At 42.1% G+C, this 16,769-nt stretch carries 12 protein-coding genes and 1 pseudogene; 5 read left to right on the top strand and 8 right to left on the bottom strand.

The window, feature by feature from the left end; genetic code table 11:
* Positions 1–86 precede the first annotated feature (86 nt).
* A complete protein-coding gene (locus NH153_RS05935; protein ID WP_063702004.1) occupies positions 87–1,193 on the bottom strand; it encodes a phosphoribosylaminoimidazolesuccinocarboxamide synthase in 1,107 nt (368 codons plus the stop codon).
* Positions 1,194–1,410: 217 nt separating this feature from the next.
* Between NH153_RS05935 and NH153_RS05930 the strand changes: the two genes are divergently transcribed.
* From NH153_RS05930 to NH153_RS05915, 4 genes are read left to right on the top strand one after another with little or no spacing between them, the layout of a single operon-like run.
* Entirely contained in the window at positions 1,411–2,484 is a 1,074-nt protein-coding gene (locus NH153_RS05930; RefSeq protein WP_233999179.1) for a CDP-glycerol glycerophosphotransferase family protein, read from the top strand.
* Between the two features lie 16 nt (positions 2,485–2,500).
* Positions 2,501–3,199 (top strand): ABC transporter ATP-binding protein, encoded by a 699-nt coding sequence (locus NH153_RS05925; protein ID WP_063702002.1) that lies wholly within the window; start codon positions 2,501–2,503, stop codon positions 3,197–3,199.
* Positions 3,186–4,478, top strand: a complete 1,293-nt coding sequence (locus tag NH153_RS05920) for an ABC transporter permease (protein WP_063701999.1) — start codon at positions 3,186–3,188, stop codon at positions 4,476–4,478. Before NH153_RS05925 ends, NH153_RS05920 begins: the two co-directional genes overlap by 14 nt.
* A gap of 8 nt (positions 4,479–4,486) precedes the next feature.
* Complete coding sequence (locus NH153_RS05915) at positions 4,487–4,975, top strand: DUF3299 domain-containing protein (protein WP_063701997.1); 489 nt, start codon at positions 4,487–4,489, stop codon at positions 4,973–4,975.
* 217 nt (positions 4,976–5,192) lie between these two features.
* Here the strand turns inward: NH153_RS05915 and NH153_RS05910 are convergent, their stop codons facing one another.
* From NH153_RS05910 to NH153_RS05890, 5 genes are all read right to left on the bottom strand, one after another.
* A complete protein-coding gene (locus NH153_RS05910; RefSeq protein ID WP_082874000.1) occupies positions 5,193–6,563 on the bottom strand; it encodes an efflux transporter outer membrane subunit in 1,371 nt (456 codons plus the stop codon).
* Positions 6,556–9,690, bottom strand: coding sequence for an efflux RND transporter permease subunit (locus NH153_RS05905; RefSeq protein ID WP_063701995.1), 3,135 nt, complete (start codon positions 9,688–9,690; stop codon positions 6,556–6,558). Before NH153_RS05905 ends, NH153_RS05910 begins: the two co-directional genes overlap by 8 nt.
* A gap of 2 nt (positions 9,691–9,692) precedes the next feature.
* Positions 9,693–10,919 carry an efflux RND transporter periplasmic adaptor subunit gene (locus NH153_RS05900; RefSeq protein ID WP_063701993.1) on the bottom strand — a complete coding sequence of 409 codons (1,227 nt, stop codon included), beginning with the start codon at positions 10,917–10,919 and terminating at the stop codon, positions 9,693–9,695.
* A 74-nt stretch (positions 10,920–10,993) separates the two neighbouring features.
* Positions 10,994–11,803, bottom strand: coding sequence for a bifunctional DNA-formamidopyrimidine glycosylase/DNA-(apurinic or apyrimidinic site) lyase (gene mutM / locus NH153_RS05895; protein ID WP_063701991.1), 810 nt, complete (start codon positions 11,801–11,803; stop codon positions 10,994–10,996).
* Between the two features lie 11 nt (positions 11,804–11,814).
* A complete protein-coding gene (locus NH153_RS05890) occupies positions 11,815–12,306 on the bottom strand; it encodes a hypothetical protein (protein WP_063701988.1) in 492 nt (163 codons plus the stop codon).
* A gap of 151 nt (positions 12,307–12,457) precedes the next feature.
* On the opposite strand from NH153_RS05890, the gene NH153_RS05885 reads away from it, so the two are divergent.
* Positions 12,458–13,384 carry a manganese-dependent inorganic pyrophosphatase gene (locus NH153_RS05885; RefSeq protein ID WP_063701986.1) on the top strand — a complete coding sequence of 309 codons (927 nt, stop codon included), beginning with the start codon at positions 12,458–12,460 and terminating at the stop codon, positions 13,382–13,384.
* Positions 13,385–13,572: 188 nt separating this feature from the next.
* On the opposite strand, the gene NH153_RS05880 is transcribed toward NH153_RS05885, so the two are convergent.
* Positions 13,573–14,193 (bottom strand): hypothetical protein, encoded by a 621-nt coding sequence (locus NH153_RS05880; protein ID WP_058584966.1) that lies wholly within the window; start codon positions 14,191–14,193, stop codon positions 13,573–13,575.
* 8 nt (positions 14,194–14,201) lie between these two features.
* Positions 14,202–16,577, bottom strand: a pseudogene (locus tag NH153_RS05875) (exonuclease domain-containing protein).
* Positions 16,578–16,769: the final 192 nt, after the last annotated feature.

Raw genomic sequence — 16,769 nt, 5'->3', positions numbered from 1 at the left:
AAGAAAAAAGCCAAGCAGTTTTACTAGAAAACTAACTTGGCTTTAATAATATTGACTTAGCACATGACTAAGTTAAAAAACGACAATTAATTGTGCTTAATTAAGCCGTATTCTTTATCTAAAATAGCGATCACTTCACTACGTGGGTCGCTTGGAATCGTGATTTCTTGACCAATAATTTTACTCGCAATGCCAACGTAGGTATCAGACACTTCAAGCATCACTGATTCTGGCAAGGTATAGTCTTTAGCAAGCTGCTCACGCTCGCCCATACGGTCTTTATTTAATAACACGTCGCTGTCTGGCACGTTATTAATTAATAGCTGGCGGAAACCCTCTTTTGAGTTTTCAATGATTTTACCGTCACGGTAAGCTGAGCCATCCCAAATACGTGATGAATCAGGTGTACCTACTTCATCGATATAGATAAGCTTATCTGAACCATCAACGTCTTCAACATAACCAAATTCAAATTTAGTATCGACAAATATTTGATCAAGCTTTGCAAGTTCATCACTGATCAGCTTAAAGCCTTCAACAAGTAATTGCTCATATTTAGCCACATCATCTTCAGACTTGAAGTTAAAAACAGCTAAGTTATTCGTGATGTTTTCACGGGTAATATTTACATCATCGACTGCAGGAATATCTGCAACACCTGTGATAATGCCTTTGGTTGATGGCGTAATTAACACGTCATCTAGCTTTTGGTTCGCAGCTAAGCCCTCTGGTAAATCAATACCACAGAAATTACGCGTACCTTTCGCGTAATCACGCCACATGCTGCCAGTAATATATTGGCGCGCAATGGCTTCAACTTTTACTGTACTTGCTTTACGTACAATCCATACATAAGGGTGTGGAATATCAACAATATGGTTACCAGCAAGGCCAGCTTTATCAAATAGCTTAAACCAATGAGATGCCACAGAGTTTAGCGCGATACCTTTACCAGGCACACCATTTAAACCGTTTTCACCTTGCCAAATACAATCAAACGCAGAAATACGGTCAGAAATAACCATAATAGCTAGCTCAGTTCCTTTTGGAACTTGGTAACCTTTTTCATTAATTAAACGAGCGCTGTCTTCATCAGTTAACCAATAAACTGAACGCACTTTACCACTGTGTACCGCACCTTTGGTACGGATCGGTAAATCATCGTTTACGTCTAAAACTTTATAGCTAGTCATGCTATCTCCGATAGTATTTGGCATGCTCTTGTGAGCACATGTATGGGATTGGGGTTATGGCCGCCTATAATAATCTAGACGCCTTGAAAGCTCAATCATTGCACTATCATCATCAGCCTGCGGATGCGATAAAAACCATAAAAATTTAAACTTTCAGTAATTTTGCTGTCATAAACATTATTTCGTTATACTAGTGCCCTCGCAATAGGAGGTTTTCTTGGATTACTTAGCAGCTACCGCAGAAAAAAAATATTTAATGTTTATTTCACAGAACTATTCGTACGCGATCTTACGCCCACTACAACGGGAGATTTTAGCGCGTGGCGGTGAAGTTAAGTGGTTTTTCTATGGTGATGAAGTTAATCAGAACTTCCTCCGTTCAGATGAATCGTGTTTAGAAACTATAGATGATGTAATCCAGTGGCAACCAGACATTTCATACATTCCAGGAAATGTGATTCCAAATTTTATTCCAGGAAAAAAAGTAGCAGTTTTTCACGGTTTTAATTCTGGAAAACTAAATCGAAAAGGATACGAAGATCATTTTAATATCCGAGGCTGCTTTGACCTGTATTGTACCCAAGGTCCTAATACAACTTCTAAGTTTGAGGAACTAGCTGAAAAGCATGGTTTCTTTTTAGCTAAAGAAACGGGCTGGCCTACCCTAGATCCGCTATTTTCAAAAATAGGAAACAATCCATACTTAGATGAAAGCGATAGAAGACAAACTCTTTTAATTTGTTCAACTTTTTCTCGGAACCTTTCTCTTGCTCCTAAATTATACGAACAAATAAAAGCATACAGTGAGCAAGGCAAGTGGCGAATTTTGGTGCAATTTCACCCCAAAATGCCAAGCGAGCTTGTTGATAAATACAAGGCTCTACAAAACGACAATCTAACCTTTGTCGAGACTGATAACGTATTACCACTATTACAAGCTGCTGATGCCATGCTGTGTGATACCTCATCTATTTTGCTTATGTTTATCTTACAGAGAAAGCCTGTCGTGACGTTCTGCAACCAAGCACCTGGCGAACACCTTATTGATGTCACAGATGTCGATAAACTAACTGAGGCGATTGATTATGCCTTCACACGACCCACTGAATTAATGGCGAAAATCGAACACTTCTGCCAGCAACTGCATCCATACCAAGACGGCTTATCGAGTCAACGTGTACTTGCTGCTAGCAATGAATTACTATTGAGCAATCCTGCACTTAAGCCGAAACCACGTAATTTTATTCGTAATTTTAAAATGCGTAGAAAATTAAATTACTGGCGATGGTAACAATTCATAGGTCGTTATGATCACGCTTGAAAATGTGCTTTTCAAATGGCACGCAAAACAACCTGAGCCGACGATCAATATTCCTGAGCTAGATATTGATCAAGGCGAGCATGTTTTTCTTCACGGTCCGAGTGGTTGTGGTAAATCAACGTTATTATCCCTGCTTGCTGGTGTCACAGTGCCAACACAGGGCAATATCGTGCTTCTTGGTAAAGCGATAAACCAACTGAGTAATAGTAAACGTGACCGTTTTCGTGCCGACCATATTGGTTATATTTTTCAAAACTTTAATTTACTGCCCTATTTATCGCCCATTGAAAACGTGACCTTAGGTTGCCAGTTTTCAAAACAAAGGCAAAACAACGCTCTAAAAAATAGTGCAACAATAGCAGCGGAAGCAAGTCGCTTACTCACTGCTTTAGGACTAAACGACGCCTTGCAACATCAAGCAGTTGCACAGCTGAGTATTGGTCAGCAACAAAGAGTTGCCGCAGCACGCGCCTTTATTGGCAGCCCTGAAATTATCATTGCAGATGAACCTACCTCAGCACTCGACACACAAAATCGCCAAGCCTTCGTAAAATTGTTATTTGAGCAGGCAAGCGCAGCAAATAGCACGCTAATTTTTGTTAGTCATGATGAAACATTACAAACGCTATTTACCCGAAGTATCAGCCTGGTCGAGTTACAAGGAGGCACAGATGCTACTCATTAAACTCGCCACAAAAAGTTTATTAAACCGTAAAGCCAGCGCCCTACTCACTTTGTTTACAATAGCCATAAGCGTGATGCTACTCATGTCGATTGAACGGGTTCGGGTCGATGCTAAAAGTAGCTTTAGCAATACAATTTCTGGCACTGATTTAATTGTTGGTGCGCGTACTGGTGACATCCAACTACTGCTGTCTTCGGTATTTCGCATTGGTCATGCAAACAATGGCGTGAGTTGGAAAAGCTATCAATTCATCTCTGAGCAGCGAGGTGTAAAATGGGCTATCCCTATGTCGCTTGGCGACAGCCATAAAGGCTTGGCTGTACTTGGTACAAATAAAGACTATTTTGAGCACTATCGCTTTGCTAAAAAGCAGCCCTTAAGCTTTTTACAAGGTCATGAGTTTAATCATTTATTTGAGGTTGTACTCGGTGCTGAGGTTGCCAATACCCTTGGCTATCAACTTGGTGATGAAGTGGTGATTGCACACGGCATGGGCAATACCAGCTTTCATAACCATGACGATAACCCATTTAAAGTGGTTGGTATTTTAAAACCAACGGGGACACCTGTTGATAAAACCCTGCATATTCCACTTGCAGCAATTGACGCAATTCATGGCAGTCATGCCCATCAGCATGAACCCGCTCAGGCTGATGCAAATGACCATGACCATGACCATGACCATGACCATGACCAGCATGATGATGTTGATTTAGTTGGCACACCAAAACAAATAACGGCTTTTTTACTTGGTTTTGATTCACCACTTTATACCTTACAAGTGCGCCGTAATATCAACCAATACAAAGATGAAGCACTGCTAGCCATCATGCCGGGGGTTACCTTGCGTGAACTCTGGGAAATGCTGTCTATTGTTGAAAAAATCTTGCTGTTATTTTCTATCGTCGTGGTGCTGATCAGTTTACTTGGCATGTTAACGAGCCTGCTTTCAAGCCTCAATCAACGCCGCAGAGAGCTTGCTATTTTGCGCTCTGTTGGCGCAAGGCCATGGCATATTTTCACCTTGATCAGTGTCGAGTCGTTACTTATCACAGGGCTTGGCTGCATTGTTGGCACCGCACTGTTCTATGCTTTAATGCTACTCGGCGCAGATTACTTGCAAAGCCATGCCGGAATAAGCCTAAATATTGCTTTATTGTCATCCTATGAACTCATGCTCTTAGCTGCGATAATGGTCGCAGGCTTTATTGTTGGGTTAATTCCTGCAACCCGTGCGTATTTCTACTCTCTTGCTGATGGTATGAGTATTAAAATTTAAGGAATGTTATGCCGTTTTTTCGAAAATTCGTCGCTTTAGTCGCATTAGTTGTGTGTGCTAGCGCTAATGCTGGCGCACCTAAAGAAATCTTCTGGGAAGATTTAATTCCAAAAGGTCATGTGCAAATCGACACCCAAGCACAAGCAAACCATGAAGGCTCTGAGCAAAACTGGGTGCAGCCAGACCTTGATGCACCTGTGGTAAAAGAGCTTAATGGTCAATCTGTGAGTATTCCCGGTTTTGTTGTACCACTTGAAGGCGATAGTGAGGTGATCACCGAGTTTTTATTGGTTCCTTATTTTGGTGCCTGTATCCACGTGCCACCACCGCCACCAAATCAAATTGTGCATGTCACGATTAAAGACGGCGTACCAATCGAAAGCCTCTACGATGCGATTGTCGTAACAGGCGTTATCAGCACCGAAACCTGGTCTGGTGAAATAGCTCAAGTCGGCTATAAAATGAAAGCCGTCGGTGTAGCACCATTTGAGTTATAAGTTTTAAAGAGCATGCTTCTGCATGCTCTAATCCACAACTTGTTCTTTTTCCAGTTCCTGTTCGCTTAATTCATACCAATTCGCTTAATTAAGAGATCTATTTTGAGGCAATAAAAGCTCGTTGATAGCAAGGCAAAAATTTCGTTATTTAGTTGTTCTAAATCAGAAATTTTTAACGTAGGTAGCGACAGGTTTAATCCCTCAAAATGATTAAGTATTATTGCGGATTGGTATCATACCACCCACCACCAAGGGCTTTATAAAGCGTTGCTAGGCTTTGTAAGCGATCATTTTTTGCCTGCGATAACGCAATTTCTGCCGAAAATAACTGCCGCTGTGCATCCATCAAATCAAGGGAGCTGGCAACACCATTGCTATACCTAAGGCGTGCTAAGCGGTAGTAATCTTGACTACTGAGCACCAAGCTTCTTTGCGCATCATAGCTTTGCTCTGCAGACTGATAATTCGAAAGCTGATTGCTCACTTCTTGCAGTGCCACCAGCACTGTTTTTTGGTATTGAATACTTGCCTGATAAGCTCGTTGTTCCGCCACCGTTAAATTTGCCTGATTGCGCCCCATATTAAATATAGGCATTAACAACTCTGAGCCCAGCAACCAAACCTGCGAGTTACTGGCGAGCAAATCACTAAAATCAGTACTTTCACTGCCAAGCTCGGCATATAAATTAAGTTTTGGAAATAACGCCGCTTTTGCGACTCCTATCTCAGCCATTGCTGCTTGCCATTGATACATTGCTTGCTGTACATCTGGCCTGCGTTTTAAAAGCTCGCTAGGTAGCCCTGTGGGTAATTGCTTAGGAAGGGTTTGTACAGATAACTCATTACCCCCTTGCACATCAGCATTGGCATCACCAATCAAAAACTTTAACTGATTAATAATCCGCCTTTCACTGTGCTGTAATGGTGGGATCTTCACTTTCGCAGATTCTAATTCAACCTCAGCTTGGCGCTGCTCTAGCCCTGAAATAATACCGCCTTTTTTGCGAATACGTGCAATTTCAAGCTCCTTCTCGCGAAGCTTAATCGTACTCAGGCTAATTTTTAATTGCTCTTCAACTTCTTTGAGGGCAAAAAACTGCTGCGCAACATCAGCAATCAAGGCGAGCTGCAACGCGTTTCTTGCTTGCTCTTGGCTATAATAATTTGCCAGTGCGGCTTCGCTTGCGCGTCGGTTACTACCAAATAAATCTAGCTCCCAACTTAAGTAACCTTTTAAATCAAAGGTATTTTCTGGGCTGCTATTAAGCTCTTCTTCTCGCTCTGAAGTAAGCCCTACATTCACATCAGGCCATAAAGCGGCATCCGTAATTCGATACCGAGCTCGCGCTTCAATAATTTTCGATTGCGCAATTAACATATCTTGGTTGTTAAGAAGCGCTTGGCTAATCAGCTTTTGCAAATGAGGGTCGTTATATATTTGCTTCCAGCCCGCTAAAGCCTCCGACTGTGGCGTTGCCGTTGCGCCCATAAAATTAGTAACTTCACTATGATCAGGTATTTCAAAATCTGGCCCTACAGCACAGCCATGAATACAAGCGAAACAAAGCAATGGCAACAATTTATGCATCGACTTGCTCCTCTACTTCTTTAGAAGCCAGTATTGGCTGTTTTTTCACAAAGCGTGCAGCAGTAATAAAAAACAGCGGCACTAATATAATGCCAATAGAACTTGCCAGTAACATTCCCCCTAAAATAGGCATAGATACCGACTGCCGACCAACGGCGCCGGGGCCAGAGGCAAGCACTAACGGCAAAACACCAAGCACAAAAGAGGCTGCCGTCATTAAAATAGGCCGAAAGCGAGAATGGGCGGCTTCTATTGCTGCATCAGCGGCATCCATCCCCTCCTGATAAAGCTGATTTGCCACTTCAACAATCAAAATTGAGTTCTTTGCAGCAAGGCCAATCAAAGCAATAAAGGCTACTTGGAAGAATAAATTGTTTTCATGCCCCGTCACTAAGGTCAATACTGCGGCTCCTAACATGGCAATCGGGCTTATTAATAGAACCGCAAACGGTAAACTCCAACTTTCATAGAGCGCCGCTAAAAATAAAAATACAAACACGATAGCAAGGCTGATAGCGATACTTAACTGACCCGATGAACGAATTTCTTGATAGGTTAATCCTGTCCATTCATAGCCAAGGTTAGGCGGTAGTTTTGCCATTTCTTCTTTAATTACGTTAATTACATCACCCGATGCATAGCCGTCAGCTGGCGATACATTCACCATGGCACTGGTAAACATATTAAAGCGATTTATCGCCGACGGACCGGTTGTTAAATTTAACTTAGCAAGCACATTTGATGGCACCATAGCGCCATTTTTTGAACGCACATAAAATTCATTGAGGTTTTCAGGGCGTGCTCTAAATTCATCTTCAGCTTGAACTTTAACCCGATAAACCCGGCCAAATAAATTAAAGTCATTAATTGTCGATGAGCCAGTCAGTACTTTCATTGTGCTGTATACATCGGCAATCGGCACCTCTAATGCCATGGCTTTTTCTCTATCTAATTCCAAAAACAGCTGAGGTACTGAGCCACGCAGTGAGCTACTTGCTTTAGCAACTTCAGGGCGATTATTTAAATTTGCCAACAGTACCTCAAGCGATTCAACCAGACTCGTTAAGTTGCCTCCTGTTTTTTCTTGCAGCGCAAACTCAACGCCAGAGCCCGAACCAAGCCCCGCTACAGCTGATGGTTGAAACACATTAAACTCAGCATCCGGAATGGCATACAACTGCTTACGTATATCATTCATCACACTTGTGACCGTAAAGCCTTGCTCAGCACGCACTTGCCAAGGTTGTAAAATAACCTCCATTTGACCATGTGATTGCGCACTACCAGCACGACGGTTTTCACCCGCTAGCGTGAATGAATAAGCCACCCCGGCATGGTTCATAACATATTGGTTTGCCTTACTTATCACCTCATTGGTACGTGAGACCGTTGCCGCATCTGGCAAGGTAATATCAACAAAAAAGCGTCCTTGATCTTCTTGCGGCATAAAGCTGCTTGGTAATTGGCTAAACACAAAGTAACAGCCTCCTACCATTATAAAAAAGCCAATATAACTACGTTTTGCTTTTTCGGAGCATGCCTTTACAAGCCAAGTGTATTTTTCGCCAACACCTTCAAGCCAGTTATTAAATTTATTAAAAATCTTATTTTTTGATGGGGCACTAGGTTTTAAGAAAATCGCACATAAAGCAGGGCTCAAGGTTAGCGCAACTAAGGTTGAAATGAGTACCGCAACCGTAATTGAAATCGCGAACTCTCGGTACATAATGCCCGTAATACCGGCTAAAAATGACACCGGCACAAACACCGCTGCCAGTACTAAAGAGGTTGCCACTATGGCGCCAGAAAGCTCCGTCATCGCTTGCTTAGTAGCGGCAACTACCTCCATATTTTGCTCATTGATCAGTCGCTCAACACTTTCTACTACGACAATCGCATCATCGACGACGATGCCGATTGCCAATACCATAGCCAATAAACTGACATTGTTAATGGTAAAACCAAATGCAGCCAAGGCGATAAAGGTGCCCACTATCGACACCGGCACAGCTAACGCAGGTATTAAAGTTGTTCGCCAGTTTTGCAAAAATAAATACACCACTAAAATCACTAAGATCAGCGCTTGAATAAGGGTATTAATCACCTCATTAATCGACAGTTTGATGAACTCTGAAGCATCATAAAAAAGCTGCCATTTCACTCCCTTTGGAAAAGCCTCGCTCAGGCGCTCCATCTCAGCCTTAACACGCTCTGTAACCGCTAATGCATTAGAGCCTGGTAACATATAAACCTGCAAAATAGTGGCTGGCTGTTCATTAAGTTTTGAATTTAAAGTATACGCAGAGGAAGCTAGCTCAACCCTTGCGACATCTCGCAAACGGATCATCGAGCCATCACTATTAACTCGCAGCATAATATTATTAAACTCATCCACCTTATTAAGCCGGCCTTGTGCTCGTACCGGAAAGTTAAGCTTAATAGCATCGCTCATTGGCTGAGCCCCGATCTCCCCAGCAGCGGCCTCTTTATTTTGTGCTTTGATTGCTGCGGTCACATCATTCACGGTTAACTCGTAGCCCGCTAAAATATCAGGCTTTAACCAGACCCGCATAGCATATGAACGCGAGCCAGTGTTACGTACCTTACCAACCCCCGGGACACGCTTTAAAGCCGCCTCAACATTGATGCTAGCGTAGTTACTCAAATAGATTTCATCATAGCGTGGGTCATCAGAGGTCAGTGCCAGTTTCAAAAGCTCAACGGAACTTTCATTAGAGACATTCACCCCTTCAGTTTGCACATCAACAGGTAAATTACTACCAGCTTGACTTGCGGTGTTTTGTACATCAACAAGGGCGAGATCAGGGTCGGTGCCAACATCAAAGGTGAGTGTGATCCCAACACTGCCAGAGTTAGTTGCCTTTGACTCCATATACAACATATTCGGTGTGCCATTTAATTCTTGCTCAAGAGGAATAGCTACCGACTCAGATGCGGTCTCAGCCGTTGCGCCGGGGAATGAAGCAGACACTTTAACCGACGGCGGAGCAATATCTGGGTATTGATCAATGGGTAGGGTAAAGAGCGAGACCAAGCCTGTGAGTAAAATAACTAACGAAATAACGATAGCAAACACTGGACGCTTGATAAAAAAATGCGAAAACATAGCTAAGCTCCCTGCTGATTTTTTTCATCATCTTGTTTGCTTGGTTTATCTGGCGCCAGTGGAGTAGTGTCAGTGTTAGGTGCGACTTGGCGTTTTTCAAATTCGGCTAACGAAATCGCCTTTACTTGCTGACCATGACGAATGCGATGTAAACCTTTCACCACCACTTGCTCACCCGCACTCAAGCCCCCGCTGGCAACAATTCCCTGTTCACCGTAATGCTCAACAACAATAAAGCGTCGCTCTATCACACCAGAATCAAGGACCACCATGACATAAATACCGCCCTGTTCCACTTGTGTGGCTTCCTCTGGAACCACAATCGCATCTGTAAGTTCAGATAATTTGATACGCGCTTTTGTATATTGTCCAGGTAATAGCTCACTATTAGGGTTCGGCAGCTTTGCCCTTACTTTAAATGTGCCCGTTTTCGGGCTAATTTTAGGGTCGGTAAAACTCACATCACCCCAATATCGATACTCGCTGCCATCAGGTAATGAAATACGTACAAAGCCTTCAAGTGCCTTGCCCTTTTGCTCAGCTTGTAGCTGCTCCATCATACTGGTCATACGCCGCTTAGCATTCAAATAATCAAGTGCCGACATATTAAAGTTAACAAAAATAGGGTCTATTTGCTGAATGGTGGTAAGGAGCGAAATACCATTACTGCCAACCAAAGCACCAAGATCGGCTTCTGAGCTACCCACCATGCCGCTAATTGGCGCCGTCACACGGGTATATTCTAAATCAAGCTTGGTTTCTTCAAGTTCTGCTTGGGTTGCTGATAATGAGGCTTGTGCTTGCTCTTGAATCGAAATAGCATTGTCGTAATCAAGCTGACTTGCTGCGTCTTGCTCGTAGAGGGGTTTTAAACGGGTTACATCGCGCTTTGCTTTAGCCAGCGCTGCTTGGTCTTTTTGCAGCGCCGCTTTAACGCGATTAAGTTTTGCTCGGTAGGGTCTATCATCAATGGTGTAGAGTAAATCTCCTTCATTTACCCAGCTACCTTCAACAAATTCTACGCTTTGTACAAAGCCGGTGATCCGCGCTCGCACTTCAACATCCAGCGACGCATCTGTGCGTGCCACGTAATTCCCGTACAGTGGCACATCAAGCTGCTTAACCTCAGCGGTAACCACTTCTTCAACAACCACTTGAGGTTGCTCTTTAGAACAACCAACCAGTGCCGCCAAGCACACGCACCCTATGACGTATTTGTTTAATAGCATACAACCTTCTCATTCCTTAAGCCTGTCTCTATCTTGCTATCTGTTGCAATACTACATAGATAAGGGATTCTTTATTATTTTTGACAATTAGAACAGTACACTGTGCTTCTTTGTCCTAATCTAATTTCTTTTAATGGCTCTTTACAATTAACGCATGGCTCACCCTTGCGGCCATAAACCAGTAATTGCTGGGCAAAATAACCCGGCTTACCATCACTTTGAGCGAAATCTTTTAATGTTGTACCGCCTTGCGTGATAGCCGCTGCGAGAGTTTCTTTAATAATAGGCACTAATTGCTGAAATCGCTTTAAAGACACCTTGCCGGCTTCTCGTTTCGGGTGAATTCCGGCCTTAAACAACGATTCATTGGCATAGATATTACCCACACCAACCACCACAGCGTTATCCATAATAAACTGTTTAATTGGTACTTTTTTATTTCTAGACTGTTCGTAGGCTCGCTTAGCAGTAAACTCATCAGTTAGCGGCTCAGGCCCGAGTTTGGTTAACAAGGTATGACATTCGCCTGGCGCTTGCCACAAACAGGCACCAAAGCGACGCGCATCGTTGAGCCTTAATGCTTTACCTGAGGCTAAAATAAATTCGATATGATCGTGTTTTTTCAGTGGCTCATCAGCACTCACGACCCGTAAATTACCCGACATTCCTAGGTGCAAAATAACACTACCCAGCTCACAACCGAGTAATAAATATTTTGCTCTACGCTCCACTGAAGTAACTTCAAGCCCTTGTAATTGATATACATCATCAGGCACAGGCCAACGCATACTGGCGTTATGAATATTTACTTTGGCCACTGTTTGGTTAAGCACATGCGGCGTTATTCCCAAACGGCTAACTTCAACTTCTGGTAATTCAGGCATCTGTGACTCTCTTAAAACGGATATAACGGGAATAACTTAGCGGCATCAGCTTGTTCAAGCTCAAATACCCGCTGTAACCGCTTATCTAATAAATAGTATTGCTGATCTATGTTGTACAACTGATACACCGCTGGCAACTGCTCTCCAGCTAACCACACGGAGGCAACATAATCAGCCGACGCCTGTGAAATTTTACTAACAGGGAGACTGGCAATAGTCAGCTTTTGATGCTGCCAAAGTTCAACGAGTTGTTCGAGCTGCTGCTCATCGCCTTGCCATGCGGTTTCTTGCTGTGATTGGCTTCGCCAAGAGGTGCCGATACGCTCGATTTTTAATTCTGGAAATGCCATTGCTAAAATGAAGCTTTGCTCTGGGAGTAACGCTTGCACTCCTTCTTCAACAGGCTGTGTATTGAGCTTTTTATGTAGGCCATTGAAGAAAAAAATCATCAATAGCATCGAAATAATCACCACATTATTCCATGCTTTTCGGCTCAAGCGCATCAGTATCTTCCTCAGTTTTCAATATCTTAAAGTGTAACCAAAAAGGACATTAATTGGCAGTTGTAATTGATCAACAAAATTTCATGTCTGTTATGTATCAATCTGTCGATACTTTGCTAAAATATCCGCCAAATTTAAAGGAGTTCCGTCAATGTCAATGTATGTAGTGGGTCATAAGATCCCTGATTCAGATTCAATTTGCGGTGCAATTGCGCTTGCTTACTTAAAAAACCAGATCAATGAACCTGCGATCCCGACGCGTTTAGGTGAAGTATCACCTGAAACACAATTTATCCTAGATAAATTCGGTTTCGAAGCACCTGAGCTAAAACTTAGCTACGCAGGCGAAGACGTTTATATCGTTGACCACACAGAAAAAACACAAGCACCTGATGACATCGATGAAGCACGTGTTGTGGGGGTTGTTGATCACCACAAACTAGGCGACTTAACATCGTCAACACCACTTGAGTGTTGGATCCGTCCAGTTGGTTGTTCAAACACTATCATCAAAATGATGTATGACTTCTACAATGTAGAAATTCCAAAAGATATCGCAGGCATCATGTTATGCGCTATCTTAAGCGACACTGTGATCTTTAAATCACCAACATGTACAACGGCTGATATCAAGTGTGTTGAAGCACTTGCTGAAATCGCTGGCATCGAAGATTTCAAAGAACTTGGCATGGACATGTTCAAGGTTAAATCAGCAGTGGAAGGCACGCCTGCACGCGATTTAGTAATGCGTGATTTCAAAGACTTCAACATGAACGGTAAGCTAGTAGGTATTGGCCAGCTAGAAGTTATCGACCTTGCAGTATTTGATGAAATCAAAGCAGATCTTGAAGCTGATATCGCTAAGCTTAAAGAAGAAGGCGATCGACACTCAGTATTACTCCTGTTAACTGATATCATGAAAGAAGGCTCAGAAATGCTAATTACGTCTGATGACGTATCTGTAATCGAAGCTGCTTATGATGTTAAATCAGAAGACGGTCGCGTATGGTTAGATGGCGTATTAAGCCGTAAGAAGCAAGTAGTACCACCACTACAAGACGCTTTCGCAAAGATCTAATCTTACGAAATAGATACAAAAAAAGCCGATGTTACATTGGGCTAATACTTTATTAGGGATCTGAATACTCAGATCCCTTTTTTATTTCAACGTGAAATCAAATGCTTAGCCATCAAGATATGTCGAAAATTACATTCGAGAGCAGGTATATCCTCATTAAAAACAATAGGTTAGTAGGTCTACTGTAATTAATGGTGTGAGGTGTAGTACCAATTGTCTGCGTATTTTATTATTTGAGTTACATCTTCTTCATCTAAATCCGCATAGCTCCTTGGGTCGCCGCCGTCAGGGACATATAAAAAACCAGAATAGTTGTCCAATATCCCTCTAAAGGTGTAGAAGAAAACGTATTTCGAACCGTCGATATCTTGAACCACAATCTCATTTCCGCCCATTGATATTTTTGAATACTCAGAGCCTAGTGCTATTAACGATGAATTATGTTGTACATTAGAGACAAGCTCGCCAGAGTAAACCCTTGCGACGACTTCTTGACGTTGAGATTCATATAAGTGGAAATCTGCATTTATCCAGAGCTTCGTAAACGGAACAAACTCTAGTACAGCAAGGGCAACCAATTGGACTGCTAAGGGAATTGTTGCCAACCACCTAATTTCTTTGAACTTAAAAAGACATGAAATGCTAAAACCGAGTCCCGTTAAAAAGACAATAAATACCACAAGCATCAACGGCATCATCAAGAAAGGAGTTATCCAATCAATGATTGACCATTGAAATGCCATTATTAATATAGCGAATGCCGACACCCCGACAGCTAGCTTAGCTCTGTTCTCTATTCCTTTAATCATTGACTTCCTTATTGTAAGTTTTTAATTTTGCTCGCGACTGTAAAGTCTAGAATATCTTCTATTGTATATTTCTTATCTGTAATGCCAAGCTTTTGAGCTGGTGTTGTTGCTTCCTGATACAGTCCTTTGTTTTTAAGTGACTTTTCGTCGGTCAATACGTAGTTGTTGTAGACCCTCAATATCTCAATAATCATAACCGCCCATTTAGGGTTGTATGAAGCGTAGCCATTCCATCGTTTACTGTTTGTGGCTGATGTTATTGGTCGCTCGAACATATTGATTCGGCGGCGTATCATTTGAAAGTAGTTATCAACTCCATATGTAGATACATCTAACAAATTCTCAGATAGCGTTTGGCTAACAGATATAGCGCCATGAAAGCCTACTAATGGTTTTACTTGAACAGAATGTCTAGATTTAGGAAATGGATGAACTAACCACTCTGATTTAGCCGATCCTGATTCAATAGTACGTTTGTGCATCTCGGCAGCCCAATATTGTTGCGATATTTGAGCTAGTTTTTCTCTATCAACTTTGGCCCTCTTTATGTCGCTCATAGTAATCCCATGCTTAAGAAGAACTTGTTCTGACCAGGCACGCTTGTCTTGCATTTGGCTGGCATTGTTCCTTTCTGCTTTTACAAGCACAGGGTAGAGTTTGCTGGCCGCAATCTGTTCTTTCATCACTAACCCAATACCAAGTTCAAAGCCTTCGTCGGCATCTGCGAATAAACGAGTGTAACGCGCCTCATTTACGTACTGTTTTATCACTTCAAGGTGTGCCATGAGAGAATAAGTTTGTTGCACTAGTAAATTTTTATTTGGTGCTTTCAGAGGCAGGGTATCATCAACGTCATCAGTTTCGACTTCTTGATTGGATAGAACGTACTGACCATACCTTCTCTTGTGTTCAGGCTTCTTAAGATCACTACATCTGCTAATGTCTCTTTTAATTACTTCCCAGTCTGAGGTGGTGTCGAAGTTAACTGTACTAGCAAATACAAATCGAGTTTTATTGTCTACCGTTGAAGTATTTACCAGTTTCGTAGGGCGACTGTCCTTCTTATCACTCCAGTTAGACAGGTAGTGCTGCCTGTCCATACTAACTTCTAGGGTTTTGCCTTTTAAAGCCTGAATGTTGTTCTGTATGTGCCAACGGTCAAACTCAACACACTGGTTAAAGAAAAACTCGATACGGTGGTAAATTAAAGTGATAGGCACATCCAAAATTTCTTCCATTCTGTTGACGATACCTTTGTTAATAAGCATTCTGAACAATATTCCATTGATATCAGCTCTCTTTTGACCATACTCAGCGTTCAACGGTACGTTGAAAGGATTGTGACAGGCATTGCATTCAATCCTTTGGGCTTCTCGATACTTCAATGACTCTACTGTTGACGGTACTGTGCCTCTTAAGGTGTAACGCTTAGGCTTATCTAACCAATTTACCACCGCATTTCGACATGGCCTAGTTCGTCGTCGTGATGTTTCAAGTTTCTTATCAGGGCAACAAATCTCTTTATTGGAAAATATTTGCTTTTGCCTATTTGACTCTTCAACGAAAGCTTTGTTGTTTATCAGTTTTGTACTTGTGCCGCAGATGATGCAAGTTAACACGCGACCTATCTTTGTTTTAGTAAACCTATAATCATTACCTAACCCTCGCATTATAGAGCCATCAGCTTTGCGTTTGGGATTAAGTGCGGCTACACCATAGTTTCGGCAGTTTGGGTTCTTACAGTAGTTAAGCTGAATAGCTTTACCAGTGATAGGATCTTTGTAGGCTCTTGGGATTGGAAAGGCTGTAGGCTCGACACGTTCATTTTGATGCGGTGTCTTCGCAAGTGGTTTGTCACTCGAATAATGAAACTTCAGGTACAGCTCCGCTGTAATAAAGGCATCTATTGCGGCACCGTGTGATTTTCTTTCAGTAATGTCTATACCATAACGTATGCAAGCATTATCTAATTTGACCCATTTCCCATAGTTTTCCCTATTGGCAAAATCCCTCATCAAGCAAGATACGTCGTAATCTCTATTGAAGACAATATCTAGTCCACATCGATCAATTTCTGATTGCAGGAAATCAACATCAAATTCTGAATTGTAAAAGGAAAGTCGTGCACCATCTATGAACTCTAGAAATTCTTCAGCTATTTGGCAGAACGTTGGCTTATCAAGCAAAAATGAATCTTCAATTTGGTGTACCGCGTGGGCTTCCGACGTACTCTTCTTACCTTCAGGGTTTTAGAAGTAGTGGAAGATGCTGCCTGTGATATCGCCATCAATTATTTCTACGGCAGCAAGGTTAACAATGCGATGCTTGCCCTTGCGTGGAGACAAGCCAGTTGTCTCTGTATCTATTATTACTACTCTGTCCATTGATCCCCCTAGCGATCAATTCTAGTAATAATTAGAAAAATTTCAATTAACTACTTAAGCTATTGAATATATAGAAAATACATCTGCTCGCGAATGTTTTTTTTGCGTAAGTTTTAATGTTAACCCTATGATTTTATGTACATAAATAAAAAGGGATCTACATATGTAGATCCCTAATAAAGTATCAGCCCA

The organism is Pseudoalteromonas gelatinilytica, assembly GCF_001641615.1.
Lineage (GTDB): Bacteria > Pseudomonadota > Gammaproteobacteria > Enterobacterales > Alteromonadaceae > Pseudoalteromonas > Pseudoalteromonas gelatinilytica.
The sequence above is the reverse complement of the archived record's forward strand: the minus strand, read 5'-3'. Positions and strand labels throughout refer to the sequence as shown.

Coding starts and splice junctions, on each gene's coding strand:
- NH153_RS05920 (WP_063701999.1), top strand. CDS start 3,186: ATGCTACTCATTAAACTCGCCACAAAAAGTTTATTAAACCGTAAAGCC.
- mutM (WP_063701991.1), bottom strand. CDS start 11,803: ATGCCTGAATTACCAGAAGTTGAAGTTAGCCGTTTGGGAATAACGCCG.
- NH153_RS05885 (WP_063701986.1), top strand. CDS start 12,458: ATGTCAATGTATGTAGTGGGTCATAAGATCCCTGATTCAGATTCAATT.
- NH153_RS05915 (WP_063701997.1), top strand. CDS start 4,487: ATGCCGTTTTTTCGAAAATTCGTCGCTTTAGTCGCATTAGTTGTGTGT.
- NH153_RS05890 (WP_063701988.1), bottom strand. CDS start 12,306: ATGCGCTTGAGCCGAAAAGCATGGAATAATGTGGTGATTATTTCGATG.
- NH153_RS05925 (WP_063702002.1), top strand. CDS start 2,501: ATGATCACGCTTGAAAATGTGCTTTTCAAATGGCACGCAAAACAACCT.
- NH153_RS05905 (WP_063701995.1), bottom strand. CDS start 9,690: ATGTTTTCGCATTTTTTTATCAAGCGTCCAGTGTTTGCTATCGTTATT.
- NH153_RS05910 (WP_082874000.1), bottom strand. CDS start 6,563: ATGCATAAATTGTTGCCATTGCTTTGTTTCGCTTGTATTCATGGCTGT.
- NH153_RS05900 (WP_063701993.1), bottom strand. CDS start 10,919: ATGCTATTAAACAAATACGTCATAGGGTGCGTGTGCTTGGCGGCACTG.
- NH153_RS05935 (WP_063702004.1), bottom strand. CDS start 1,193: ATGACTAGCTATAAAGTTTTAGACGTAAACGATGATTTACCGATCCGT.
- NH153_RS05880 (WP_058584966.1), bottom strand. CDS start 14,193: ATGATTAAAGGAATAGAGAACAGAGCTAAGCTAGCTGTCGGGGTGTCG.